This is a genomic window from Saliphagus sp. GCM10025317, from assembly GCF_042663665.1.
Lineage (GTDB): Archaea > Halobacteriota > Halobacteria > Halobacteriales > Natrialbaceae > Natronosalvus.
Genome location: NZ_JBHTAQ010000005.1, coordinates 292019 through 316402, shown reverse-complemented (window position 1 = coordinate 316402; position 24384 = coordinate 292019). Strand labels below are relative to the sequence as shown.

The 24384-nt window shown below is 58.6% G+C and carries 26 protein-coding genes; 14 read left to right on the top strand and 12 right to left on the bottom strand.

The features are described from left to right. Positions 1-41: 41 nt before the first annotated feature. Positions 42-596 carry an NUDIX domain-containing protein gene (locus ACFQS4_RS03710; protein ID WP_497902353.1) on the top strand — a complete coding sequence of 185 codons (555 nt, stop codon included), beginning with the start codon at positions 42-44 and terminating at the stop codon, positions 594-596. An 84-nt stretch (positions 597-680) separates the two neighbouring features. On the opposite strand, the gene ACFQS4_RS03705 is transcribed toward ACFQS4_RS03710, so the two are convergent. Continuing rightward, entirely contained in the window at positions 681-1478 is a 798-nt protein-coding gene (locus ACFQS4_RS03705) for an alpha/beta fold hydrolase (RefSeq protein ID WP_497902352.1), read from the bottom strand. Positions 1479-2017: 539 nt separating this feature from the next. Between ACFQS4_RS03705 and ACFQS4_RS03700 the strand changes: the two genes are divergently transcribed. After that, positions 2018-3589 (top strand): Cdc6/Cdc18 family protein, encoded by a 1572-nt coding sequence (locus ACFQS4_RS03700; RefSeq protein WP_497902351.1) that lies wholly within the window; start codon positions 2018-2020, stop codon positions 3587-3589. Between the two features lie 12 nt (positions 3590-3601). Here ACFQS4_RS03700 and ACFQS4_RS03695 read toward each other — a convergent pair whose 3' ends face one another. The 3 genes from ACFQS4_RS03695 to ACFQS4_RS03685 all read right to left on the bottom strand — a co-directional run bounded on the left by ACFQS4_RS03695 (position 3602) and on the right by ACFQS4_RS03685 (position 5231). Continuing rightward, on the bottom strand, positions 3602-4036 hold the full coding sequence (locus ACFQS4_RS03695; RefSeq protein ID WP_497902350.1) for a hypothetical protein: 435 nt from the start codon (positions 4034-4036) through the stop codon (positions 3602-3604). A 105-nt stretch (positions 4037-4141) separates the two neighbouring features. Beyond that, entirely contained in the window at positions 4142-4621 is a 480-nt protein-coding gene (locus tag ACFQS4_RS03690) for a copper resistance protein CopD (protein WP_497902349.1), read from the bottom strand. 58 nt (positions 4622-4679) lie between these two features. Then, positions 4680-5231, bottom strand: coding sequence for a metal-dependent hydrolase (locus ACFQS4_RS03685; RefSeq protein ID WP_497903138.1), 552 nt, complete (start codon positions 5229-5231; stop codon positions 4680-4682). A gap of 142 nt (positions 5232-5373) precedes the next feature. Between ACFQS4_RS03685 and ACFQS4_RS03680 the strand changes: the two genes are divergently transcribed. Beyond that, complete coding sequence (locus tag ACFQS4_RS03680; protein ID WP_497902348.1) at positions 5374-6255, top strand: hypothetical protein; 882 nt, start codon at positions 5374-5376, stop codon at positions 6253-6255. A 22-nt stretch (positions 6256-6277) separates the two neighbouring features. On the opposite strand, the gene ACFQS4_RS03675 is transcribed toward ACFQS4_RS03680, so the two are convergent. Then, on the bottom strand, positions 6278-6859 hold the full coding sequence (locus ACFQS4_RS03675) for a deoxyuridine 5'-triphosphate nucleotidohydrolase (protein WP_497902347.1): 582 nt from the start codon (positions 6857-6859) through the stop codon (positions 6278-6280). 43 nt (positions 6860-6902) lie between these two features. Further along, the gene (locus tag ACFQS4_RS03670; protein ID WP_254159118.1) at positions 6903-7109 is read right to left on the bottom strand and encodes a dodecin family protein; all 207 of its coding nucleotides are present in this window, start codon (positions 7107-7109) and stop codon (positions 6903-6905) included. Positions 7110-7270: 161 nt separating this feature from the next. On the opposite strand from ACFQS4_RS03670, the gene ACFQS4_RS03665 reads away from it, so the two are divergent. Next, on the top strand, positions 7271-7552 hold the full coding sequence (locus tag ACFQS4_RS03665; protein WP_497902346.1) for a hypothetical protein: 282 nt from the start codon (positions 7271-7273) through the stop codon (positions 7550-7552). Positions 7553-7793: 241 nt separating this feature from the next. On the opposite strand, the gene ACFQS4_RS03660 is transcribed toward ACFQS4_RS03665, so the two are convergent. Together ACFQS4_RS03660 and ACFQS4_RS03655 are read right to left on the bottom strand one after the other, a co-directional pair. Continuing rightward, a complete protein-coding gene (locus tag ACFQS4_RS03660) occupies positions 7794-8189 on the bottom strand; it encodes a DUF7522 family protein (RefSeq protein ID WP_497902345.1) in 396 nt (131 codons plus the stop codon). Positions 8190-8532: 343 nt separating this feature from the next. Then, entirely contained in the window at positions 8533-9660 is a 1128-nt protein-coding gene (locus ACFQS4_RS03655; protein ID WP_497902344.1) for a tyrosine-type recombinase/integrase, read from the bottom strand. A gap of 1056 nt (positions 9661-10716) precedes the next feature. On the opposite strand from ACFQS4_RS03655, the gene ACFQS4_RS03650 reads away from it, so the two are divergent. Next, positions 10717-10914, top strand: a complete 198-nt coding sequence (locus ACFQS4_RS03650; RefSeq protein WP_497902343.1) for a hypothetical protein — start codon at positions 10717-10719, stop codon at positions 10912-10914. Positions 10915-11076: 162 nt separating this feature from the next. Continuing rightward, positions 11077-11955 (top strand): hypothetical protein, encoded by an 879-nt coding sequence (locus tag ACFQS4_RS03645; protein ID WP_497902342.1) that lies wholly within the window; start codon positions 11077-11079, stop codon positions 11953-11955. A 294-nt stretch (positions 11956-12249) separates the two neighbouring features. Here ACFQS4_RS03645 and ACFQS4_RS03640 read toward each other — a convergent pair whose 3' ends face one another. Beyond that, positions 12250-13161 (bottom strand): DUF7972 family membrane protein, encoded by a 912-nt coding sequence (locus tag ACFQS4_RS03640; RefSeq protein WP_497902341.1) that lies wholly within the window; start codon positions 13159-13161, stop codon positions 12250-12252. 361 nt (positions 13162-13522) lie between these two features. On the opposite strand from ACFQS4_RS03640, the gene ACFQS4_RS03635 reads away from it, so the two are divergent. Together ACFQS4_RS03635 and ACFQS4_RS03630 are read left to right on the top strand one after the other, a co-directional pair. Continuing rightward, positions 13523-13879 (top strand): hypothetical protein, encoded by a 357-nt coding sequence (locus ACFQS4_RS03635; protein WP_497902340.1) that lies wholly within the window; start codon positions 13523-13525, stop codon positions 13877-13879. Positions 13880-14577: 698 nt separating this feature from the next. After that, positions 14578-15048 carry a DUF8162 family protein gene (locus ACFQS4_RS03630; RefSeq protein ID WP_497902339.1) on the top strand — a complete coding sequence of 157 codons (471 nt, stop codon included), beginning with the start codon at positions 14578-14580 and terminating at the stop codon, positions 15046-15048. Positions 15049-15380: 332 nt separating this feature from the next. Here ACFQS4_RS03630 and ACFQS4_RS03625 read toward each other — a convergent pair whose 3' ends face one another. Next, positions 15381-15938, bottom strand: coding sequence for a lamin tail domain-containing protein (locus tag ACFQS4_RS03625; RefSeq protein ID WP_497902338.1), 558 nt, complete (start codon positions 15936-15938; stop codon positions 15381-15383). A 452-nt stretch (positions 15939-16390) separates the two neighbouring features. On the opposite strand from ACFQS4_RS03625, the gene ACFQS4_RS03620 reads away from it, so the two are divergent. Further along, on the top strand, positions 16391-17005 hold the full coding sequence (locus ACFQS4_RS03620) for a class I SAM-dependent methyltransferase (protein WP_497902337.1): 615 nt from the start codon (positions 16391-16393) through the stop codon (positions 17003-17005). 220 nt (positions 17006-17225) lie between these two features. On the opposite strand, the gene ACFQS4_RS03615 is transcribed toward ACFQS4_RS03620, so the two are convergent. Then, positions 17226-17444 (bottom strand): hypothetical protein, encoded by a 219-nt coding sequence (locus ACFQS4_RS03615; protein ID WP_497902336.1) that lies wholly within the window; start codon positions 17442-17444, stop codon positions 17226-17228. Between the two features lie 509 nt (positions 17445-17953). On the opposite strand from ACFQS4_RS03615, the gene ACFQS4_RS03610 reads away from it, so the two are divergent. The 4 genes from ACFQS4_RS03610 (at position 17954) to ACFQS4_RS03595 (ending at position 22011) form a co-directional block, all read left to right on the top strand. Continuing rightward, positions 17954-18361 carry a VOC family protein gene (locus tag ACFQS4_RS03610; protein WP_497902335.1) on the top strand — a complete coding sequence of 136 codons (408 nt, stop codon included), beginning with the start codon at positions 17954-17956 and terminating at the stop codon, positions 18359-18361. A 223-nt stretch (positions 18362-18584) separates the two neighbouring features. Then, entirely contained in the window at positions 18585-19520 is a 936-nt protein-coding gene (locus tag ACFQS4_RS03605) for an alpha/beta hydrolase (RefSeq protein ID WP_497902334.1), read from the top strand. Between the two features lie 383 nt (positions 19521-19903). After that, the gene (locus ACFQS4_RS03600; protein ID WP_497902333.1) at positions 19904-20716 is read left to right on the top strand and encodes a helix-turn-helix transcriptional regulator; all 813 of its coding nucleotides are present in this window, start codon (positions 19904-19906) and stop codon (positions 20714-20716) included. Between the two features lie 158 nt (positions 20717-20874). After that, complete coding sequence (locus ACFQS4_RS03595; protein ID WP_497902332.1) at positions 20875-22011, top strand: flavin-containing monooxygenase; 1137 nt, start codon at positions 20875-20877, stop codon at positions 22009-22011. Between the two features lie 422 nt (positions 22012-22433). Here ACFQS4_RS03595 and ACFQS4_RS03590 read toward each other — a convergent pair whose 3' ends face one another. Further along, a complete protein-coding gene (locus tag ACFQS4_RS03590; protein WP_500192143.1) occupies positions 22434-23189 on the bottom strand; it encodes a hypothetical protein in 756 nt (251 codons plus the stop codon). A gap of 421 nt (positions 23190-23610) precedes the next feature. Here ACFQS4_RS03590 and ACFQS4_RS03585 point away from each other — a divergent pair, with 421 nt between their 5' ends. Further along, the gene (locus ACFQS4_RS03585) at positions 23611-24339 is read left to right on the top strand and encodes a hypothetical protein (protein ID WP_497902330.1); all 729 of its coding nucleotides are present in this window, start codon (positions 23611-23613) and stop codon (positions 24337-24339) included. Positions 24340-24384 lie beyond the last annotated feature (45 nt).

Genomic DNA, 24384 nt, shown 5'->3' with positions numbered 1-24384 from the left:
CCGGCAAACACTCTTGTCGCCACCCCATCATTCGCGTTCGTATGGGCAACGAGCCGCCGACGTTCTGTCACTACTGCGGTGGAGAACTGACGCCAGTCGACCCGCCGACGGTCCATCGCTGTGCCGCCTGCGGGGAGCACGTCTTCTACAACCCCAGCCCCTGTTCGCGGGTCGCGGTCGTCGACGGTGAATCGATCCTGCTCGTGAAAGTCGACCTCCCGGAGCGCGACATGTGGGGGACGCCGGGTGGCATGGTCGAGGCGGACGAGGATCCGGACGAAGCGGGGGCTCGAGAACTGGCGGAGGAGACGACACTCACCGTCGATCCGAACGACCTCGTGTTGTTCGACGTTCGGACGTTCGCGAAGTTCGAGACGGTCCACAAGACGTACCTCGTCTACGCGGTCGACGTCGCGGACGTCCACGGAACGCCACGAGCCGACGACGAGGTGGCCGCCGCCCGGTTCTGGACGCCGGCCGAACTCGAGGCTGCTCGAGACGAACTCCTCACCAGCTGGCCGACCGAGTACCGGGACCTGCGGTGGTGGGTGGACAGTGCGCGGACGGCCCTGGACCGGGGCCGGAACCAGTCGTAGATGGACGGACGACGAGACAGGGTGGCGAGGGCGGACAGCGAGGCAAAGTGGGGAGACGGAACGGCGAAACTGGACGACTGACGATCAACCGTGCTGGGAACAAAACGTCCGTAGCTCCGCGAATGCCGCCTCGTACTCGTCGCGAAAGATGCAGTGGCCGGCGTCGGGAACGTGGACCAGTCGCCCGTTCGACAGCGCCGCGGCCGCCTCGAGGTCGCGTACTCGACGGGACGTCTCGGCGTCGGCCTTCAGCACCAGCGTCGGACAGGTGATCTCCGCGAACGTGTCCTCGAGGAGCGGGTACCCGGCACGGGCGATTTCGGCGCTGTGGGGGTCGAATTCGGCCCTGGCGACGGCAAGGCGCCGGGCGAGTGATTCGTCGCGGTCGTCGAACGCCGACATACGCTCCTCGAGGGACTGGGCCGCCCACTCGGCACACCGCTCCTCGACGACGGCGGCCCGTTCGTCCGGTCCGAGGTCGGGGTCGCCGTACATCCCGGCCGGGTCCTCCAGGGCGATGGCTCGCGCCAGGTCGGGGTGGGTTGCGGCCGCCCACGCGACGGTCGAGCCACCCATGGAGTGGCCGAGCAAGAGTGGGCGCTCGAGGCCGAGTTCGTCGACCAGGCCGCGAAGGTCGGCCACCCGGTCCTCGATCCCGTACCCGGTTTCGGGCGCGTCAGATCGGCCGTGACCGCGCGCGTCGTACGTGAGTACCTCGTAGCCATCGGCGGCGAGCCCCGCCGCGAGCCGTTCCCAGCAGCGGCCGGTGTCGTAGAAGCCGTGCGCCAGCACTATCGGCTCGCCCTCGCCGGTTCGATAGTACTGGAGGTCGACACCGTTCGTCCGAACAGTTCCCGTTGACCAGCCGTCGGGAAGCTCCATAGAAACCCCAATAGGTGGCAACGAGAAAAACGGTCCGACCGGCGGCACGCGAACAGGTGTCTCGACGCTATTGAAGGTCGGCCGTCCGATCGATACCGGGTCGAGATTCGTCCCAGTCGAACGGCCTCACCAAGGACCCTTCCGGGACCGAACGTCGGTTCCACGGGAAGAAGGGGTATCAGCGATCGATTTAGACGAAAAATCGATCCGAACTGGTCGCTCGAGATCGAGCGAGGTCGACATCACGGAGCAACGGTCGAGACAAAACCGGCCCAAATAGCCCTTTATTGCCCGAAAAGAGCAGTCAGAGATTTTAGTCACGTGTCGGTCGTCGAGACAGAAAGTGCCACGCCGAGGAACGTCACCTGGATTGAAGGGAAGCGTTTATTAGGTATGTGTTCCTTTGGTTCGTTTGCATCAACTGGACGCCGGAGAATACGCGCTGTACTCAAATCGCCACTTGATCGGGGATTTATGCCATCTACAGGCCGTTTTGGGTCGAGCGCTCCACACGAAATGAGGGGGTATGCGTACGACGAATGTCAGACGAGAAATCAGATACCACGAATTCGGGCCGTTCGGGCGATCGAGAGTTGCCGGCTGGCTTCATGGCAGACCTCGAGAGCGCCACCGAGGGCGAGGAGTCGAATCAGGGGCTGTTCGACGACCTGCTCAGCGGCGAACCGATTTTCGAGAACAAGGAAGTGCTGCGACCGTCGTACACGCCCCACGAACTGCCCCATCGAAGCGACCAGATCAACAAAATGGCGACGATTCTCGTCGCGGCCCTTCGGGGAGAGACCCCGTCGAACATTCTGATCTACGGCAAGACCGGGACCGGCAAGACCGCGAGCGCGAAGTTCGTCAGCAAGGAACTCGAGAGCACCTCCCAGAAGTACAGCGTCCCGTGTGACGTCGAGTACATCAACTGCGAAGTCACCGACACGCAGTACCGCGTGCTCGCCCAGCTCGCCAACAAGTTCATCGAGGAGAACGAGGCGCGAATCGACGAGCGAATCGAGGAACTGGAGTCGATTCGAGAGGCTCTCGAGGAGACGAACGATGACGGCGTCGACGTGACGGACGAAGACGACGTCGACTGGACGAACGAGAACTCGAGCGAGACGGGAGACGAAGCGTCACCAGCCCTCGAGGACGAACCGTTCGACTCCATCGAAGACGTGAACGAGGAGATCGACTCGCTCGAGGCCGACCGCGAGGAGTTCGAGGAGGTTCCGATGACCGGCTGGCCGACCGACCGCGTCTACAGTGTCTTCTTCGACGCCGTCGACTACTCCGAACGCGTCGTCGTCATCATGCTCGACGAGATCGACAAACTGGTCGAGAAGTCGGGCGACGACACGCTCTACAACCTCTCCCGGATGAACTCCGAACTCGTCAACTCGCGAGTGTCGATCATCGGCATCTCGAACGACCTGAAGTTCACGGACTTCCTCGACCCCCGCGTCAAGTCCAGTCTCGGGGAAGAGGAAATCGTCTTCCCGCCCTACGACGCCAACCAGCTTCGAGACATCCTCCAGCACCGCTCGGAGGTCGCGTTCAAGGGAGACGCCCTGTCGACGGACGTCATCCCGCTGTGTGCGGCCTTCGCCGCCCAGGAACACGGCGACGCCCGACGCGCGCTCGACTTGCTTCGGACCGCGGGCGAACTCGCCGAGCGCTCCCAGGCCGAAACCATCGTCGAGGAACACGTCCGCCAGGCCCAGGACAAGATCGAACTCGACCGCGTCGTCGAGGTCGTCCGCACCCTCCCGACCCAGAGCAAACTCGTCCTCTTCGCGATCATCTCCCTCGAGAAAAACGGCGTCCACAGCATCAACACCGGCGAGGTGTTCAACATTTACAAGCGCCTGTGCGACGAGATCGACGCCGACATCCTGACCCAGCGGCGGGTCACCGACCTCATCAGCGAACTCGACATGCTCGGCATCGTCAACGCTGTCGTCGTCTCGAAGGGGCGGTACGGCCGCACCAAAGAAATTAGCCTCTCGGTCCCGCTCGAGGAGACCGAGGCGGTCCTCATTTCGGACTCTCGACTCTCCGACATCGACGACGTCCAGCCGTTCGTGCAGGCGCGCTTCGAAAACTAGTACTGGCTCACGCTACTGTACCGGTTCTTGCCCTTCGATACGCGCCCAGCCGATCGCGTCGAGGACGATCACGTGGTCGCCGTGTCTGACGTAGACGCCGTTGTACTCGCCATCGCGCCCATCGTAGTACGGGAACGAACGGCGAATCGCGTCGACGATTTCCCAGGAGCCGTCGCGCTCGAGCGTGACGTGTTCCCACTCCTCGCGGGCGTCGTTACGGACCGCGCGACGAATCGCTCGCGAGACGCCGGGCAGGCGACGGAGTTGGCGGCTCGAGCTATCGACGACGGTCGCGTTTCGGGGAACGTTGTCGACGATTCGCGCTCCGACGTCGGCCTTCGACCGGGCTTCGGGGTCGCGTCTCCCGGCGGATCGAAGGAGATAGCCAGCGGCGGCCGCGGAGCCAACGAAGAGAAGCGACACGGCCACGTCCTTTCCTCTAATCATTATGAAGCTACCTAACAGTAACTGACTAAGTATCTTTCGGCAAGAACTCACGCGGTTGACATATTTAGAAGAAGCCGTATCAGGGATAGACGGCGGTAGACGGTGCTACAGGACGTAGACAGCGCCCGAGGTGATGACGCCACCGATGACGAGCAAGAGCAGACCGACGACCGCTCCAGCCCGGAACAGCGGAAGCGCGCGCTGGGCCGGCTCGCGGAGCTTCTTGCCGTTGAGTCCCGATTCGAGGCGCTTCGTACCCACCTCGACCAGCGCAGTGAGGAGCAGCCAGCAGACGACCATGAGCACGACGAGTCGCCCGTTCGGCGAGGAGAACAGGCTCGGTTTACCGACACCGTCGAACGAGTAACCGGTCCCAGCGAGGTGCCCGCCAGTGAGCAAGAGTGCGACCGTGCTCACGCGCGAGATCGTCGTGAGTCGGGTCGTGATTCCCTCGAGAGGCTTCGTCGTGTTGAACGCGCCGTCTCGAGCCAGCGGCAACACCACGAACGCGACGTAGAAGACGCTCCCGGCCCAGATTGCGGCGAACAGCAGGTGGGCGATCCGGGAGGTGATGTCCACGAGCATATTCGCTCGGTCGGCGACCGAGCGTATCAGCGTTGCGACTCGTCGGCGCCGCGGACAGTCACTCGATCCAATCCGGGACCCAGTCGACCAGTCGGCGTCTGCAGAGCGTGTACGCGAGGGAGACGACCACACTGGCGACGATTAGCCATCGAACCGGGCCCGAGAAGGCGACGAGCGCGGGAACGGCCAGCACCGTCGCGAGGAGGGCGTCCTCCGGTGCACCGTCGTACCGGATCAGCCGTCGCGGCCGAATCCACGTCCCTCGAGCGTGGTCATAGACGGCGCGGTCGCTCGGATTCTGCCAAGGGTCCATCTCCGGGCCCCCACCCAGGGCGTCGCTGGCGGCGTGGACCCAGGCGCTGACGATACTGGCAGCGATACCCGCCGTTATCGCGGAAGGCGCGACCGCCGCGAGTCCGACGGCCAAACCGGCGGCGAGGAATCCGAAGACGGGGAAGTGAAACGTCTTCCGGTGGGTCAACACGAGGTCGACGTCCGGGAGAAGGCCGCCGACGACTGCGCCGAGAGCGAGTGGCGTCGCGAGTTCAGGGACCGCGACGGCCGCAGGGGCCACGAGGGCGAGTCCAACGAAAACGTGGGTCGTGGCCATCATGCTCGGACGGAAGGAGTCGGTGCGTAAAAAGGGCGGCCACCGTTGCCCCGCTCGTTCGCCCGGAACGGAGACCATACGCTCACCTGACGTGAGAGTAGTGTGTCGATAATTATCACGGGGAAGAAAGTATCGCCAGAACATGAGCCTCATTGGAGACGGACAGTTCGTCGTTCGGGACTTTACGTTCGATGCGTACGAACGGCTGCTCCAGACCCTGAACGAACGGGGGTACGAGACGTACTCCGTAGCGTCGGTCCTCGAGACGGGGACGGTCCCCGAACGGTGCGCAATCGTTCGCCACGACGTCGACCGACGGCCAAGCATCGCCCGGTCGATGGCTCACCTCGAGTCCGAGTACGGCATCGAGGCGACCTACTACCTCCGCACGTCGACGTTCAGTCCCGAGTTCGCGCGTACCCTCGTCGACCTCGGCCACGAGGTCGGCTACCACTACGAGGACCTCGCACGGGCGAGGGGAAATCGGAAGCTCGCCTACGAGGCGTTCGAGCGGAACCTCGAGCAATTTCGCGCCCACGTCGACGTGACGACGGCGTGTTCTCACGGCAGTCCGCTCTCGCCCCACCTCAACACCGACATGTGGGACGAGGCGCGCCCGCCCGAGCAGTACGGACTCGTCGGGACCGCCTACGGCTCGATCGAAACGGACGACACGGATTCGCGGAAGCCGACGTACGTCTCGGATACCGGTCGCCACTGGGGTGTCGTCGACCCGACTATGGGCCGCATCGACACTACCGAGGATCTCATCGAGCTGCTCGAGTCGGGTGCCTGTCCACGGCTGTACGTCCTCGCACACCCGAGCCGGTGGGCGCGCTCGCGCGGCGAGTTCGTCGAGCGAGTGAGCTGGGACGTCGCCGCCGAGGCCGGAAAACGAGCCGTGGTGCCGCTCCACCGGGCACAGGGGCGCGTTCGCTCGGCCGCCGACGAAGTGGTTCGAGCGATGAGTCGGCCGGTGGCGATGTCGAGAAACGCGCTCGGAATGACGACCAGGAAACGGTGATTGGTGCCGAAGACGCTCTCAATCAGAGATTCTCGCCCTGGTAGCTCCCGTCGTAGGTCTCGTCGTGGTCGGCCTGTGCGAAGACGAGCTGGGCGATCCGCGCCCCGCGCTCGAGTTCGACGTCGTGGTGAACCTGCAACAGCCCCTCGCCGCGACCCTCGTAGCCCGCGTCCCAGACGGCCGTGTTGAGCATACACGAGTTTCGCATGAGCGACGAACGCGGGTAGACGAACCCGACGTGTCCCTCCGGGATCCGAATTCGCTCACCATATCGGACGATGTAGGAACCGACCGGCAGGTAGTACTTGTCGGGGTCCTTGCGCTCGAGTTCCTCGAGCGGGCGGGCGACCCGATCACCGATCTCCTTGTCGTCACGGGTGATCCGGCCCGGCTCGAGCTGGTCGAAGACGACGTCGACGGTGAGGTCGACGCCGTTGGGCTGTACCTGTTCGTCGATCGCCGGCGAGACGTGCTCGGCGACGAACGCGCCAGAACGGAACATAGTATCGAAGAGGCGGTGGCGGTGAGAAAAACGTGTCGCGTCGCGATGGCCGGTCGCTCGGCTCCCATCGGCGTTCGAGCCGACTAGACACCAACGGGCCATCTCGCCTCGAGGCGTCGGCGGACGACGCACCCCTCGAGTCCGACTACGAGTGCTCGACCGGGAACGCGATCTCCGTCGTCGCCTTGTACTCCACGATTTCGCCGTCCTCGACGTTTGCCGTCCAGTTTTCGACGTTGATTCCGGAGATGTCGTCGACCGTCTGACTCGCCTCACGGAACGCTTCTCGAGCGGCTTCTTCCCAGGACTCCTCTGACGTACCCATCACGCGGATGACTTTGACTGCTGTCATGGCACCCGTCGTACCACCGTCGCACTGATAATGCCTACTCGCCCTCGCGATGACGTTCACGCCAGGTGACTCGTCCGTGGAAGGTGACGACGCGGGCGGTGGACGATACGACGGTGACAGCTAGGTAGCGGATTCAACACGCTCGGGGGAGTAGTTCGTTTATGCCAATTGACACCGAACCTCAACTGCGGGCGGACGGAGGCTCAGATTCCGTCGACAGCGACGACAGTCCGGTCACCTCACAGGCAATCGTCGATTCGATCCGGGCCGCACCTGTGCCCGTCGTCAACACGCAGTACCTGGCCGGCCAGTATTCGGTTCCGGTCGAGGAGATGCACGAACAGCTATCGGCCATGGTCGAGGACGGAACGCTCGAGCACCTGTACGTGGAGGGGCGGTGGCACCTCTGGTGGCTCTCGCTCGAGGCGGAGCTAACGGAGTGACGCGACTCGTCCTCGACACAGGAGTTGCACAGGGGGCGCCACCTGGTGATGATCGTCGCATCGGTCCACGATCGATTGCGTTGTAGTCCGGTGAAGGGAGAACTCGCACTAGCGGGTTGAGGACAGGACCACCCATCGGGAATTACGGCCGGGTCGGACGTTCTCCTTCCTTCAAATTCGGACTCATTACGCCGCGTCGTTCGCGGGTTTGTTCGCGACGAGACGAAATAAGGAGGGTCACTCACTCCTCAGTAGTGTCACCCGTATGCGTTACCAGGACCGATTTGAGAGCAGTGGTGAGTTCTTCGAACCGATCCATCGACATTGAGTCAGTCGTCACCCAGGCACCATAGCGGTCGTGAATAACGCGTGTCAGATACCCGTATTCGAACATTCGAACAGTGGCCTGGTACTCTCCCAACTGCGTATCTCGGTATAGCTCGTCCGCTCGAAAGCCGTTCCGTTCCAACTCGGCGAACCCAATGAGATCAGCCGTCCGACCGAGATCAGACCGGAGGTATATTTGTTCAACCTGATCCTCGGTGAAATACGTGATACTTCGTAATTCATCCCCGACTGCCGTCCGACACACGCTGAGTATTGCATCTGCGAACGCTGACTCAAGTCCGTCGCCCATGGTAATATATAACACGACATCTCGCGCTATAAGTGCTAGTGGTAGAGAGTACAACTTCGAGGTCATCTCCGGGTTAGCCTGGCGAAGCATCCGCTGGGCTCGCTGGGCGCCACGAGTTTGACGGGAAGGGCCACCAATACCGCCCCGGTCGGTTGAGGGCCGACGCTGGTGGAGGTGAAAGTAAGAGTGTGATGACTCGATCTGAATTCAGAGGATTGGACCGCCCGGATTGTGAACCACGGTCGGAGCGGAGCTCCTCCCTTGTTCAAATCCGGCTTTTCACGTTGGCGTCGCTCGCGAGATTGCTCGCGACGACAGAAATGGGACCGCCCGGGTTTCAACCTCATCGGTCATCACCTCCCTCGTCGTCGAATGAGAGGCGACCCAGGTATGGCCGGCGACGCTCGCGCATCTCCTCCATCCTGGTCGGTTGATCGTAATGTCGGAGGAGGACCTCGATCGAGGTGTTCACCCGTTCGGCGACGCGTTCTGGGGGGGGGATTTTCCGATTGAGTTGCCACGTGATCGAGCCAGTGCGAACCTGGTGAGGACTCCGCGACGAGGGACACTTGCTCGCCTCCGAGTAATCCAGAAAATCACACGTGTCCGGGTTGTTTCCGTGCGGGCACGGCGAGTGGAGACACGGGACAGTGGCCAGGTACATCCAGGCCCGAACGGCATTCGTCGAGGGGCGACCCTGCTCACTCGTCAGCAACGGCTGCCGACCGTAGTCGTCGTACTTTTCGAGGCGGTGATTCTGAATGTACGCGTCGACAACGTCACACGTTTGCTCCGGGAGACCAACGATGCGTTCACCATCGGCTCCATTTTTCAGTGGGGTCTCTTCGCGCGGGCGGTGGGCGAACTCGAGGCACTGTTGCTTTCGGTCGTAGTCCTCGAGATTGAGGCCGCGAAGTGCGCCCAAACGTGCGCCGGTATACCACGCCAGCGCGAGCAACGTATGCGCGCGTGAACCGTACTCGGTGGCCTCGTAGTGGGTGAGTAATGCGTGGGCGCGGTCGGTGTGGAGCCGCACCTTGCTCACCTGGTCGCCGGCGGGAACGATCGGTGGATCAACCTTGTCTGGGAGTCCCTCGTCGACGAGTTCCACCCGAACGCAGTACTCGAAGAATTTTTTCAGGGTCCCCAACTCGTTGTTGAGGGAAATCGGCTCTAACCCCTGTTCCCGCCGGGTGGTTTCGTAGGACTCGATGTCCCACCCGTTCACCTGGCCAATCTCGGAGATGCCCACCTCCTCACACCACTCGATGAAATGTTTCAATCGGTAGTGGTACGACGAAACGGTGGACTCGCGGTTGGACACTCGGAGTTTGTTGAGCCATCGCTTAAGGGCTTCCCGCGGAGAGAGGTCGGGGACGCGGTCGCCCCCATCCGTTGTTCCCTCGATGGGGACTTCGTACCTGGGTGGCTCGTCCGGGGATGCCTCAGCGTTGTCTGAAGTCGAACTCATAGCTCCCACCCATTCTGGGGCCTGCTCTGTTGGCTTGGGTGGTCCCAACTGTTCGAGGCACCTGGCTCTGAAATAGCCTCGAGAGATGAGGCATGGATCCCACACACCAGCATAGGGTCACACCCATCTGAGCTGATTGTGGTTGTCGCGGGACGTGGGCAGAGTTCGCAACTGAATGCGGTCGTTTCGTGCGGATTGGGGGTTTTCGAATCGGTTGTCATTGGTCGGATGTCAATCCCGAACCCGCCGAACTGACGAAACGGCTATACTCTCTCGAATTGTAGAGTATAGATGACACCAACTCGGTGTCGGTCTCGTCCGTCGGAAGGCGGTCGGGATAGCGTTGATTCGGCCCTGCGCGGGGTGTGTTTCCACCACGCCCCATTTCATGCGCGGGTCGTCCGATACCTCATGAGTGATCAGAGCCATGGTTAGTACCCAGATTCCTCGAGTAACAGCTCCACGGCCTCATGCATACTGCCGAGGTCGTGATCGTCACGGTAGTGGGTGAGTCGGGTTCGGATATTTGAGCCCGCATGCAGCCCTATTGTTGTATACCTAACCATTTCCTGCTGACCCTGATTCTCGAACATTATAACCGAGGGGTGTACTTGAAGGTCGCGCTGAATTACCGACCCCACATAATGTGTACCTAATCACGTACGCATTATATACCCCTGATTGAGAGGTTTTAGAGGTATTCAATAATAAAAATATATTTTATCCGTTATATAGAGAGAGTGGATCAGATACTCAATCTAATCTGCGGTCCGCCCATGTCATTGAATTCGCTACCCGCGCCGAGATGAGGGTCTGGTCAACGGGTGATGGCTGGATAGCTTACCGCACATATTCGGCCGTTCCGGGCGAATGCAGACTTATCTGGAGCGGTCACAACCCCTTCTGGTATGGGGTCAGAACGTGGGTTGCGTGAGCTGGGATCGAGGTAGAACGCCGTGTGTTGCGCTACGAACTCGGCGAGCGCCTGCTCAGTCTCCGAGACGGTGACGTCCGGGCGATGGTGAACTACACCCTCGAGAGCATCTTGAACCACGAATGGTCGTCGTCCTCCGGAGTGGCGGACGCGAAGTGCTGGTCAACTGGCGCACACAACAATCGATCGTCGTTTACGAACTGCCGCGCACCGGGTTTCTCGAGCCCACTGAGGTGAGCTACGACGCACCTGATGGCCCAGGGGCGTGGCTCGAGACCAATCACAACGAACTGGAGTGGGTTCACCCCGACTTGCGGTAACAGAATCTGGCGCCATCGACTCCTCAAACTGCGAGAGGTGCCTCAATGCGCTTGAATGAGCAATAATCACGGCACATGAGACCCGCAGTAGTACCCTGAATAAGCGGCCCGGCCGACCTATATGAGGAATGTCTTTTTAATGTTTCACATACATATCATCTTATGGTACGGCAGCTTAAGGAGGATTTGTGGGAAGAACTAATTGGAGAGATCTGGTACCGAACTAAGAGCCAGACCTCGTTTGGAGAGCGAACCACTATCTTCGTTTTCGTTCCAATTGTTTTCCTCATGATTGCCACACTTCCTCAAAATATTCAAGAATCGTGGACGTTGCATCTTGGTTCCCCGTCTTTTTGGGATGCATATCTGACGAATTTTATCCACAGTAGCGTCTCGCATCTTAGTGGTAATCTCCAAGCATACGTATTCCTGATGGCTATCCTTCTCCCTCTCGCCATCTTCGCGGATTGGAAGCGCGAGCTGTATATTACAATTTTCTTCTACATTACCGTTGTCCCATTTGTTGTATCCTACTACTCCGTGTGGACGCTACACGGAACGGGTGTTGAGACAACGGTGGGGTTCTCAGGTGTCGTCGTGGCATTTCTCGGCCTCTTTCCCATCCTCCTGTTCGCATTCTTTCAGAGGGAGGTCAGCCCATCTATTCGAATCCACTATAGTCTCGCCCTCGTTGCTCTCGAACTGGCGGTCATCCTCTTTTCGTGGTCTGGGGTTTCTATCTCAGTAATTGCCCTCGTTATCCTCGGCACTCTCGGGCTCGGGGTGATGCTATGGGATACCCGTGGTGATTGGGGGGCACTTGTATCGTCCAGCACGAACCTGTTCCTCGTGCTCATCACAACCTTTACATTCATCTTCATGTCGTACAGGATCCTCGTTAACGTTGGCCCTCACGTCAACGTATACGCCCACTTTATCGGATACGTCTCCGGATTCATGTTTCCCGGGATCCTCTCGTTGGTTCTGGATCTCCGTGACCGGTTCGCCTGGGTTGATGACCGCTTTACCCTTACAATTTGATGATTTGCATATACGAGACAACCGTAGACCAGCGACGGTTTTGCTATCCTGTTGGCCTTTTTGGAACCCTCATTAGGTGATAGATTTCAGCAGTCGTGCTGCATACAGAGGATGGATGCGGCACGATGGTGCTATTTATATCACGCACTCAGACTGGAACCAACCGCTACATACGGCTGCTTACTGATCGAAATCTGCGCTATTAACCAACTGATGTTTTCTCTCTTGGTAAGCGTGATACACCTAACTCGTCCTCCCGTACGGCGGCGAAATCAATCCCAGTCGCGGTTGTTGCTACGTCATAAATGGGGTGATTGACGCAATATGCTGGGCCACTGTTGCTACCCGGAGGATAAACGCTATCAGGAGCGCAAGAGGGATGAGACCAACCACAACCGTCAGGAGAATGAAAGCGAATACCGTTGGCATAGGGGTAGCTGCCGTGGGAAAGGTAGCAAGCTGGATGAGTAACGCGACTGGGAGAGAAATAGCCAGCACACCGACATACAGAAGCGAGCGAGAGAGCTTCGCGAGTTCCTCCTTCATGAACGCGGTCGTAAAGTATTGTCGAGCAATGTCGAGATTCTTCAAATCCGCGCTCAAAGCATCGAGCGTGGAGAGCAGTTTTTCATGCTCACCCCCCTCGTAAGCCGATTCAAGCTGATGACATTCATGAATGTGGGTCGCGTATTCGATACCGAGAAGGGGAACGATCACCGAAGAGAGCTTATCCGTTCCTGTCCCGAGTTGCTCGCTAATCTGGGCACATTCCTCCGGTAGTTCATCGATAAGGTGGGTATCCGGTTCACTGGTCGAGTCGGGGAGAAATTCCGCGAGCGAACCGGCGTGTTCTTGAGTTTGCTGAAGGAGCTGTTGCAGAAAGTCGACTGGATCGGTCGGTGGTGCTGGCTGGTCGAGTGCTGCCTGCCGATAGTCGGCTGATTGGTCAATCTCGTCTCGGAGCGATCCCGGTGACTCCAGTTCCTGGGAGAGAATCACCTGGTTGATCGCGACCACAAGGGTGATGAGCGTAATATTTCCCCCGATCAACGCGCTCGCGATATAGATCAACGGCGTGAGATTGCGGATGGCGAATTGGGAGAAGAGAGGGATAAGTACCACCACAGCCATGGTGAAGAGTATCCCAGTCGCGACGCTGAATCGATTCCCTGAGAGGAGGAGCCATTGACTGAATCGGTCGTCCATTCGTTGATTGGTACTTCGTCGGTCAGCCAGAAAAGGTGTGGTGCCTCTCTTCACTTCTCTCTGTATCCGGATTTGATTCTCCGATTACGAACGATCCTTGTGCCCCCTGTACTGAGCGTTTGGTCTTCCGTGTTAATCGTTCCTCGGACAATGCCACATTCGCGCTCTGTATCCAGCACGGCCCTCTTGACAGTGGTTCGGTAGTTCGACCAGATCTTGCTGAATACAGAGCGTAAATGTGGCACGGATAGTCTCCACCCGATGTGCAGGCTGGATTGCTCCCCAGAGGAGAGGTAGTTGACGCAGACATTGATTTCAAGTAGAGAACAGCCTCTTCCGTCTCACGCTCCAAGCAGGATTCATGATTGGTGCTTATACGATCGGCAAGAAAGCGTTGAAGTTCGGGTACAAACGCTATGGCATCCCTGGGGCAGTCGCGTCGGGTGGGGTCGCGCTCGCTGGATACGTCGTCGTGCGGCGCGCTCTCAAATCGTCCACGGACTCCAATAACGTCACGTCAGCTATCGACGCACAGGAGATTAAGCGCACGGTCGACGAAAAGGGCATCGATGCGGTGAAAGACAGAGGAACACTTGACGATGCCATAAACGAGGACGCGTTGGATACGCCGGTCGACATGGATGAGGTCCAATCATCGGCGGCGGCGGAATCCGACAAGGTAACCGAATCGCAGGACGAGACTGATGACGGAGAGTAAGCTCCATTGGTGACGTTGACCGTCCGTTTCGGCTGAGTTCTCATGTGCAATAGCCGCTCGGTATGCGGAGCTACCGTGCGCCTGATTCAGCACGAATCGATCGAAACAAACGAGATTGGTTCGCTGAATTCATCCTCTGTATGTAGCAGCCCCGAACTGACAGTGTCACGATAGTCTGTTGAATTGGTGCTGCATACACAGCGCGAATGTCGTATTGCCTGAGAAGTATTCAACACGGGAGCACAAACGCTCAGTACAGAGCAAAGCGTTACATTAGTACTGTTATTCACATCGCGTCTCAGCCAATCCAATTAGGCATCCCGCCATCCCAGAATAATCGAACGAACGAGTAACTTACACCGATGACGAACAGTATAGCGATAACAGAGAGTAAAGTTTTCATAGTGACAGCTTGGAGTTTGATACTATATAACATTTGGTCAATACGCATTCGTATGTATCGGCTGGCCCCTCCCGAGAGAGTGGAATAAACTCTCTCCGCTATGCTGCATACAACTTCCGTCTCTTGTAACCGTTCCTGAAAATAATCCGATAATTGGTCAAGTCTTTGCAAGATATAGGATGTTTGTGTATCGGTTAGGCCTGTACGGCAGGAATACGACCTACGAGGCGATCGATACTGATACGGCCAGAATATTTACCAGAAGATAGTTACCTCACTGCTCACCTTTTCCGCTATGGTCCTCGAGCGCCTCCTCGGCTGGCTGTTCACCATCGGTCTATTGCTCATCCCCGGCGCCGTCGCGACGGTCGCCTGGACGCCCCTGCTCGCCTCGAGTCGTTTCCGCTCGCTCTTCGAGCACCTGCCACCGTTCGATTCACTTGTGGTGACCTACCCGTTGTACGGGCTCGCGGGATCGGTGCCCTACGTCGTCGGTGTCGGAGTAGTGATCGCCCTCGCCGGCGAGAACGGCATCTGGGGCCCGCCGATCCTCGGGATGACGTTGCTGGTGTCGGTCGCCTACGTGATCGGCCTACCGATCCTGGGGGCGCTCGTCTTGCCGCGCGTTGGTGTCGATTGGGACCCGAACGGCTACGGGCTCGGGACGTGGGCGCTGTTGGCCATCGGCGGGTTCTGGTACGCGCTGATCTTTGCAATTCCGCTGGTCGTCCTGGGAATCGTGCTCTCGCTTCCAGGCGGCTGGTAGAACAGTTGGTGAAGTGGGGCGCTAAGGTGAAAAACCGGGCTTCTACAGAGTCTCGTGCCGTCGAATCAGCCACTTCTCGCGACGTTCTCTCGAGGCAGAGGCATGTGCCGATAGCGGGTGAACACGAGAACTGACTGTCTAGAACCAGACCGGTCTACCCACCACTTATGGATTTTTACGGTTCCACAGCCACGTGTAGCAATGCGCTGCTCCTCCTCGCAGTTGATACTCAACTAATTCTACGTCTTTCACAGGCGAAGGACTGGACGACAAATCAGGTATTTAGACGGAGAGCCTTCTCAGGAGTATTTCAGTCAATTACACAGCTATTCTTAATGAAGACAGTCGACCTCGTCATCTGATCTAGTGGTAACGGTACCACCATCACAGCCAAAATTCTCATAGTCAGCGCTAATAACAATAGATTCCTGAGTATCTCTCACGCGTACAGTACCGTTCTCATCGAGTACTGATGTGGCGACTCCCTCATCAAATCCTGCATACCGAAGATAGACCGGTGGACTTGACTGCAGAGTCGCATTTTCGCCGCTTCGGCTTAAAAGAGCGAGCTGTGCACCCGGCTCAACCACGAGTTCATCTATCTGATACGTATGATCAGAAGGATACTCAATAGTGTATTCTGCCACATCCAGGGAATTTTCAGATTCGTTTTGGAGAAGGATATACTCACCGTCAATAAACTCCCGGTCTGCTTCATCAGCGTAGATGCCGACAAAACGTAATCCGACAGTTGCGTCGCCGTTCTCAGTATCTTCAGACTCGTTCTCATCCGGATTGGATAAATTACCCCGCTCAGTGGCATTGAGGCAACCGGTGAGTCCTACAGCTATCCCCGCAAAACTCAACGCAAGGAGTTCACGTCGGTTCATACCCGATCATCATCAACCATGGGCAAAACACCTGTCTAAGGTCAAGTGATTATTTTACCCACCAATGATACTCCCGTGATCGCTCTGGAAAGGCCACTAAACAATCAGGTAGGAAAACCGTTCAGTGAGTGGATTTCGACCGTTAAACCAGGGTAAGACTCAAAGAATAAAGAAGACTGTCGTGCTGTATCCATTCTCTGAGCCGATCACATCATTCTTGACAGAAACCGAGTAGTTCGAACAACCAATGCTGAACTCATAGCCCGAATCGGGTACTGAACACCGGCAGAAGGGTAGTGGTTGGTTCGACTAACTCAGAGACGTGATTAGCAAAGCAACGAGAGTCCTGTATGAGTCCGACTGAGAAACGGGAGTCCACGCCCACAGCAACACAGTCACCTCCGTTTTATTTCAACAGAATTATTGTCTGTGGTTGAATTGAATACCAGTCCATGTCGGACCAATCGGATTCTGAAACAGGTGGTCCAGCGGAGTGGTGGAACGGCGTATACGAGAGCGAGACCGCCCCTCCCTGGGATATTGGCAAGCCACAGCCAGCTCTCGTGAACGCCGTCGGGAGTGACGGATTATCCGGTCGCGTCCTTGATGTTGGATGCGGAACTGGAATACATGCACTCTGGGCAGCAACCGAGGGACACACAGCTGTGGGCATAGATTTCTCTAAAAAGGGAATCGAGCAAGCACAGAGGAACGCCGAAGAACGAGGTCTCAATGCGACGTTCCGAGTCGCAAATGCACTGGACTTTCCCCACGACATCGGAACGTTCGATACCGTGCTGGACAGTGGTCTGTTCCACGCGTTCGAGAGCGAAGAGCGCGAGAACTACGCTCGCGAACTCGCCAATATCGTCTCCGTGGGGGGTCGTGTGTTCCTTGTCGGATTTGGTGCAGGTGCTCCGGAGGATGGAGGACCGAACCCGCTCACTCCTGATGACGTATCCACCGCCTTTGCAAGAGAGTGGAACGTCCTGGAAACGCGGGAAGTAGCGTTCGAAACACGCGAAACCTCGTTCCCAGGTTTACTCGCGATTGTCGAGCGAGTCTGAGCGTTGGTGACCGGCGTGCACTTTGTCTGTCAGCGTATTCACCCACCCGAAGGCGAAACAAACGAGGTTACTGACCGCAACCTCTGAATCGGTCATGTCGTTTTTGCCAAGACCCGCGTAGTTCATTTAGTGTGTGCTGAACTCAGGATACGAATGTGGAACGAGGCTTGGCTCAACTTGCGAAGACAGTGGTCGCTCAGTACAGGTGACAACAGGCTGTTTACACTGGTATCTCCTGTACCTGTTCTTTGCGCCTATCGAAGTAGATAGCCAGCCCAACTAAGCCCGGTACGAACCCTGTGAGGAACAGGAAGAATACACCCACAGCCCACTGCCACGCCCACGTACTTCCTCTCGATCTGGCATCACGGTAGATCCACCCGCCGATTACAACCCCGAATACACCAAAAATAAAGAGGAGGATCATCAACTCATCCATAGCGGGTGCACCAGAGTACGACAGCGGAATCGAGTACATAGCCCGACATATTGGCATATAGATTTATAGTACTTTCCCCATTGATATGTTTGCAGAGGTACTGGTCGGGACGGACTGATCGTTTGCTGAAATCCCTTTACGAACGTGCATTTTTATGCCGTGGGACACTATAGCACAGCGGCCGCTCCACAATGTGGTTGGAGCCTAAGGAGTTATTTGGGACAACGGTCCTACGTTATTTCAGTGGCATCCGATCTTCCTTTTGGTACAAATGCGGTGTTCAGTTCGCAGCCGTATGTGGCGATTGGTTCTGGGATGAGTGTGTGAAATAAACAGTGCTACCGTGCTGCATCCATCCTCTGTATGCAGCAGCCTCGAGATGCCAGAAAAACGAAAGTCTGCTGAGCTGGTGTTGAATACAAAGCGCGAATGTTGCAGCGTTTCTAACAGATTTTACCTCAAAACCATCCGGCATGAACAGTTAGCGAGGAGCGCGCCGTCTAGAGCTCATGGCGTCTATCAGCAACATTACGTTTGCGTGTGAGGACCCTGGTCGCCTCGCCACGTTTTGGACCGCAGCAATCGACTACGAGCTGCAGGAGGCCCCGCCAGGGCTTCTCGAGGCAATAGAGGCTGAGGGTGGCGATCCAAACGCAGCTGCGGCAGCAATCGATCCGGAGGGGCATGGTCCCCGACTGTTTTTCAAGAAAATACCCCGCTCGTCGCCTGAACATATTCCGATCCACCTCGACCTCAACGCTGCTGACCGCGAGGGAGAGGTCGAACGACTCGCTGAACTCGGCGCGTCTATTGTAGAAACCAAGACCGAAACCACTGGTCCGTACACTGAGACCTGGACAGTTATGCGCGACCCCGAGGGGAACGGCTTTTGCGTGCAGTCACCGCCAGAACAATAAACGGTATTCGAAATGGGGTTGGTTTGCTGCATCCATCCTCTGTATCTCGCACGACGGTCATCGCAATTCAAGCGGACCCTCTGCTTCGGGAACGTAGACATCTCGTCGGATAGTGGGAAAGGTTAACACCCCTCATGGTGTATGGGGCTCCAACATTCGTCGGTATCAAGCGGGAGGTGCGGTGGCTGTACCGACGAATTTACAGCAATAGGGAGGACTAACTATGGCAAATCCAACACAGCAGGATGTAAGCCAAGTCGTCTCGGAGGAGTTACGCTTCCGCTCAGACGACGAGGAGTGCGCTGCCACGCTGTATCGTCCTGACGGCATCGAGGACGTCACCCCCTGTGTTGTGATGGGTAACGGCTTCAGTCTGACCCGCCGCGACGGGTTGCCCCGCTTCGCCGAACGCTTCGTGGACGCGGGAATCGCGACACTGACGTTCGACTTCCGTCACCTCGGGGACAGCGACGGTGAGCCCCGCCAACTGGTCGACTACCAGCGCCAGCGCACCGATCTCGCCGCCGCGGTAGACTTCGCACGAACGCTCGAGGGAATCGGCGCCGACCGGATCGCGGTGTGGGGATTCTCGTTCGCCGGCGGGCACGTCGTCCATGTCGCGGCGCACGACGACTGGCTGGCGGCGGCTGTCTCGATGTTCCCGATTCTCGATGGCCTAGCGCTGGCGCGGGAGTACGGCCTACGCAACAACGCGCGGTACATGGCCGCTGCGGTCCGCGCCAGTGTAGGCCGACGGCCAATCCAGATGGCCGTGACGGGACCGCCCGGGGCACCGGCGATGCTGACGCAGCCGGAGGCGGAGCCCGGATTCGACGCCGTGTGTGCCGAGGACTCGCGCTGGCGCAACGAGTTCCTCGCCAAGCCGAGCCAACCCATCGTGGAGATTCGCCCGATACGCGAGGCATCCAACGTCCGCTGCCCGCTGTTACTCTGTCTTGGGACCGAGGACACGATAGCGCCAGTCGGGCCGATTGAGCGAGCCGCCGACCGTGCACCGCAGAGCGACTTGCGTCGCTACCCTATCGGACACTTCGACGGGTTCCGCGATGCGTTCGAAGAAGTGGTCAGCGACCAGGTTGATTTCCTCGACCGCCACCTTGTACCGTCTCCTCGGCCTGATCGATCGCGTATACAGTAACACTTCGGCAAGAACGACCGAGCGTGCTCCGTATCGATGATTGACGTGGTGACCGCGATAGATTCGCGAGGATACTGAGCCTGGTTCACTGCCATCAGCGAGAACCGAACGAAACTGGCGTGGTGAACCCATTCTCTGGATTCAGCAGCCTCGAGCTATCAGAAAAACGATAGCATGCTGAGATGGTGCTGCATACAGAGCGCGATTGCAGCAAATGGCGACTGCCACGGTAGCACCGCGACCGAGATGTGTCGCCATCACTGGGGCGGGCCGGGAAGCAGGTGTAGGACACGCCACTCGATTCTCCCGAGGCCCCCCAATGGAGAGTCGCCTGTTTCTCCCCACGGTAGAAACGCTAAGCTCTTCGCCCGCCTACATAGTCTATGACTGCGAGAATCGACAACATCCAGTTCTTGGCCGTATCGGCCCACCGAATCGGTGTCCTCGAAACGTTGCGTGACGGACCGACCGACCGTCGAGAGCTGTGTGAGGCCACTGGCGCCTCCTCGCCGACCGTCGGGCGGGTGCTCGCCGACTTCGAAGAGCGGAAGTGGCTCGTTAGAGACGGTTCCACGTACGGACTGACCCCCCTCGGCGAGTACGTCGCCGACCGGTTTCTGGCTCTCCGGGACGCGATGGAGATCGAGGAGAAGCTCCGCGACGTCTGGCAGTGGCTGCCGGTCGAGATGCCGGACTTCTCCGTCGACCTCTTCGCCGACGCGGTGATTTCCTACCCCGGACCGGGTTACCCCTATGAGCCCGTCGAGCGTCTCAGTCAACTCATCGCGTCGACCTCGTCGTTGCGCGGGTTCGACAACATCGTCTTCAAGTCGAGCAACCTCGAGACGGCCTGCGGTGCGGTCCTCGAGGGAATGGCACTCGAGTACGTGTTCACGCCCGAGGCCCTGGAGGGGACGTTCGCCTGGAATCCGGACCGGATCGTGGAGATCGCCTCCTGCGAGAACGCGACTGTCCTCGTCCACGACCACCTCCCCGACGGTGATCGCTGTGGCCTCGGCATTGTGGACGACCGGACCGGCATCTGCTGCCACGACGTCGAAACCGGGGCACTGACGGCGATCATCGACACCGACGCCCCAGAGGCCCGCGAGTGGGCCATCTCGGCCTTCGAGCAGGTTCGAGCGGAGGCGACCCAGGTAGACCCCGCCGCCTTCGGATCCCTTGCGCCGTCGTGACGCCCTCGCGACGACCACTACCATCGGACTGGCAAACCGGTAAGCCGAGAGCCGCTGGCGTCGCAGGCACCCGGCTTACCCAAGATTTCAGGGCGTGAAATCCTGCACGCGGCATCATCACGTCCCTCCGGCGCGTACGTTTACTGAGGAATGAAGACATGAGCGAACAATACGACACCGTCGTCATCGGCGGCGGCCAGGCCGGACTGGCGACCGGGTACTACCTGCAGCAGCACGACCAGGACTTCGTCATCCTCGACGCGAGCGATCGCGTCGGCGACGCGTGGCGGGCCCGCTGGGATTCCCTCCGGGTGTTCACGCCCGCCCGCTACTCGAGCTTGCCGGGGATGGACGTCCCGGACTCACCGTACGCCTTCCCCACGAAGGACGAGGTGGCCGACTACCTGGAGACCTACGCTCAGCGGTTCGACCTGCCCGTCGAACTCGGCGTCCGCGTGGACGGGTTGGAACGGAGCGGCGATAGATTCCTCGTGAGCGCTGGCGACCGACGGATCGAGGCGGACAACGTCGTGGTGGCAATGGCGAGCTATCAGATCCCGATGGTCCCGGATTTCGCGGCGGAACTCTCCGACGATACCGTCCAGTTGCACACGAGCGAGTACCGCAATCCCGATCAGCTCCAGGACGGGGACGTGCTCGTCGTCGGGGCGGGCAACTCCGGTGCCGAGATCGCCCTCGATGTCGCAGACGGACACGAGACGTGGCTATCGGGTCGGGACGTTGGCCACGTACCGTTCCAGATCGACTCGTGGGTCGGCCGTCACCTAGGGGTCCCGTTCGTGATGCGCGTGCTCTTTCACCGGATCTTCACGACGGGGACGCCCATCGGTCGCCGGAAGCGCCCGAAGATGCTGTCCCAGGGCATCCAGTTGGTCCGGGTCAAACCGAGCGACTTAGCCGCTGCTGGCGTCGAACGGGTGCCTCGAACGACCGGCGTCCGCGACGGTCTCCCCGTCATCGGGGACGACGACGTCCTCGACGTCGAGAACGTCATCTGGTGCACCGGTTTCCGCCCGGATTTCTCGTGGATAGACCTCCCGATCTTCGACGGGAAGGAACAGCCCAAAGAGCCCGTCCACGAACGCGGCGTCGTCCCGAACGAGCCAGGCCTGTACTTCGTCGGCCTATTCTTCCTGTACGCGATGACGTCGGGACTGTTCACCGGCGTCGGACGGGACGCGGAGTACGCCGTCGATCACCTGACGTCGAGGACACGGCAGCCACCTCGTCCGAGCTACAGTGAATCGGTGGACGGACTTCCACAGCAGACGTAGTCGAGTTCGGCGTCGGACCGGTTTCGGTCCCGAATCGAGTCGCGAGCAGACAGGTCGGTTCGGTGGGTTCGCCCTGAACACTTGCAGGGGTCTCGCGATCGAACCGAACGGTGAGTGGCCGAGCCTCACGATTGCTCGCCGGTGCCTATTGACAACAATCACTAGTCCCCGTCCATTGAGACAAGTAACCCTACTTTCAGCAGGCGATCAGCGATCTACTAACGGACTGCCAGAAGCGCTCTACTGAATGCAGGCATGCAAATTTAGAGTGAATTGCACTCAACGCCCGCCGTCAGCCGGTTTTGTGAATATTAGGACTCGTTAAAACCCTCACGCGGTGATAGGTTTTAGCAGCCGCGCTGAATACAAAGCCCAGGGCGCGTATTCAGCATCGACCAGCACCGAGAGTTCGTGGGTGGTGCTCAGTGAACGGGCCCGTGTCCGCCGACTTTTGGTTCCTCGGACATGGTCCACGCGCCGGCCTCGGATCGCGCCAGGGTGACGCCGAACCAGACCAGCCACAGGCTCATCACGACCGTGGAAACCACCCAGACGAGGCCGCCCAGAGCGATCCCGAGTCCGAACACGAGGACCATCCCACCGAAGGCTGTAACTCCCGCGATGGCACCGACCCACGATGCCCACCCGGGTGTCGTCTGGTACACGCTCCGGGCCTCGTTGCCGGCGATCACGGCGATCGCCAGGACAAAGAAGAGGAACGCAGCACTATGTGCTTCGGCGAAGTTCGACCACGCCTCGAACATTGCCGTGTCTCCGGCAATGGCGGCCTCGGTAATCACGGTTGCCTCGACTACGGCGGCCGTCGTGACCCAGAGTGCACTCACGATTAAAACGGCCCACGCCGTTGTCGTCCACCAAGTTTGGGTGAGCCGTGATCCGGCCGTCAGCATGATCAATCCTGCTATCGTGAACATGGAAAGTGCAATCGCGGTTGCTGCGTGTGCAGCTACCCACTGGGTCGGCGCGTCGGCGATAGTCGCCATGAACTCGGCCGGATCGGGAGAGGGCGGTGGGTGAAGAGCGAATCCGACCGCCAACAGCAGGGCGCCGATCGCAAGTCCGGCTCCTCCCACCCGTATACTCGTATCTGTGTTCGACGTCAACTGGTTGACTGTTCCTTCATTTGTTGTTGCCATAGTCTCCTCCAGCGCGTTCATCTCGACCCCTCGTTTCCAGCAGGGGTTCGCAGAGAACGCCGAGTAATACTTGGGTATGTGGGATGTTAACAATTGCCATTCCATTAGCCAAAAATGAATAGTTACTGGTTTTACGTACAAACCCTGGTAGAATCGTATCGTCTACTACAGGCCTGTCTTGAGTGAGCGGGAATACAGAGAACGCAGTCGTTGTGATGGTTACATTCTCTGTATCTTGCACGACGCTTCTAGCAACAGTTCGGTAGTTAGTCGGGTCTCTGCAAGAAACAAGGCGTGAACGTCGCAGGGTCTATCGCAATTTACGAGGGGTAGCGAACGGTCAGTATAGGTGAGATACGTATCGATTAGTTGTGGCTCAAATCACTCCTTGAGGTTGGAGTATCTATTTAAGACACCTTATCGTACTGACAGACAATACAGTATGAATCGTCGGGAACTCCTCGTTGCGGGTGCTGTGAGTGTCCTCCTCGGGACGGGTGGCTGCATCGCCAACCTCAATCCACAGGGTGAAAATTCAGCCAATTTGGACGATAAAAACTCCCCCGATGAGAACGCTGTCCCGGGCTGTACGTCGAAAGCGGAGTGGATAGATGACAATACCAACGGGCCGTTTCCCGATCCAGACTCGATCGCCGGTCGTCGCAACTGTGCGAACGCGGATCGCCCCGAACCTACCGGGGATGTTTGTGAGACGTTCGAGTTAGAGAAGCCGAACGGTGAAATCGACGAGTTACACAGCGTGGGTATCAAGCCGTATCCGGAGCCACCGAGTACGTTCGACGAGGAGTCGCTGACGGAGTACGTGTACGAGTACGAAGATGCCTACCAGCAAAATAAGGCCGTATCGGAGTACGGGAACCGAGTAATTGGTGCTGGAGCAGAGACCCTTGACAATTGGGGAGATCCGACACGAGTTCTTGAGCTCTACGATGAGATTACGGTCATCGGCATCCGTTTCGCTCCACCCGTAAATTACAGATCACACGACGGGAATTTCGTCGGTGATGATAATTTCAGCGACGAGGCAGTCTACGGGGTCGATGAGACCGGAGTCGTCCGCCTCCATGAACGGTATTTCGGCGATGAGAGAGCGGTCGTAAAAGAGACGCCCGATCCAGTCGAAGACGGCGACCTCCTCGAATGCTTTTGATCAATTCGCCGTTCTACCAAACGGCTAGTTCACTGACTTCAAAGT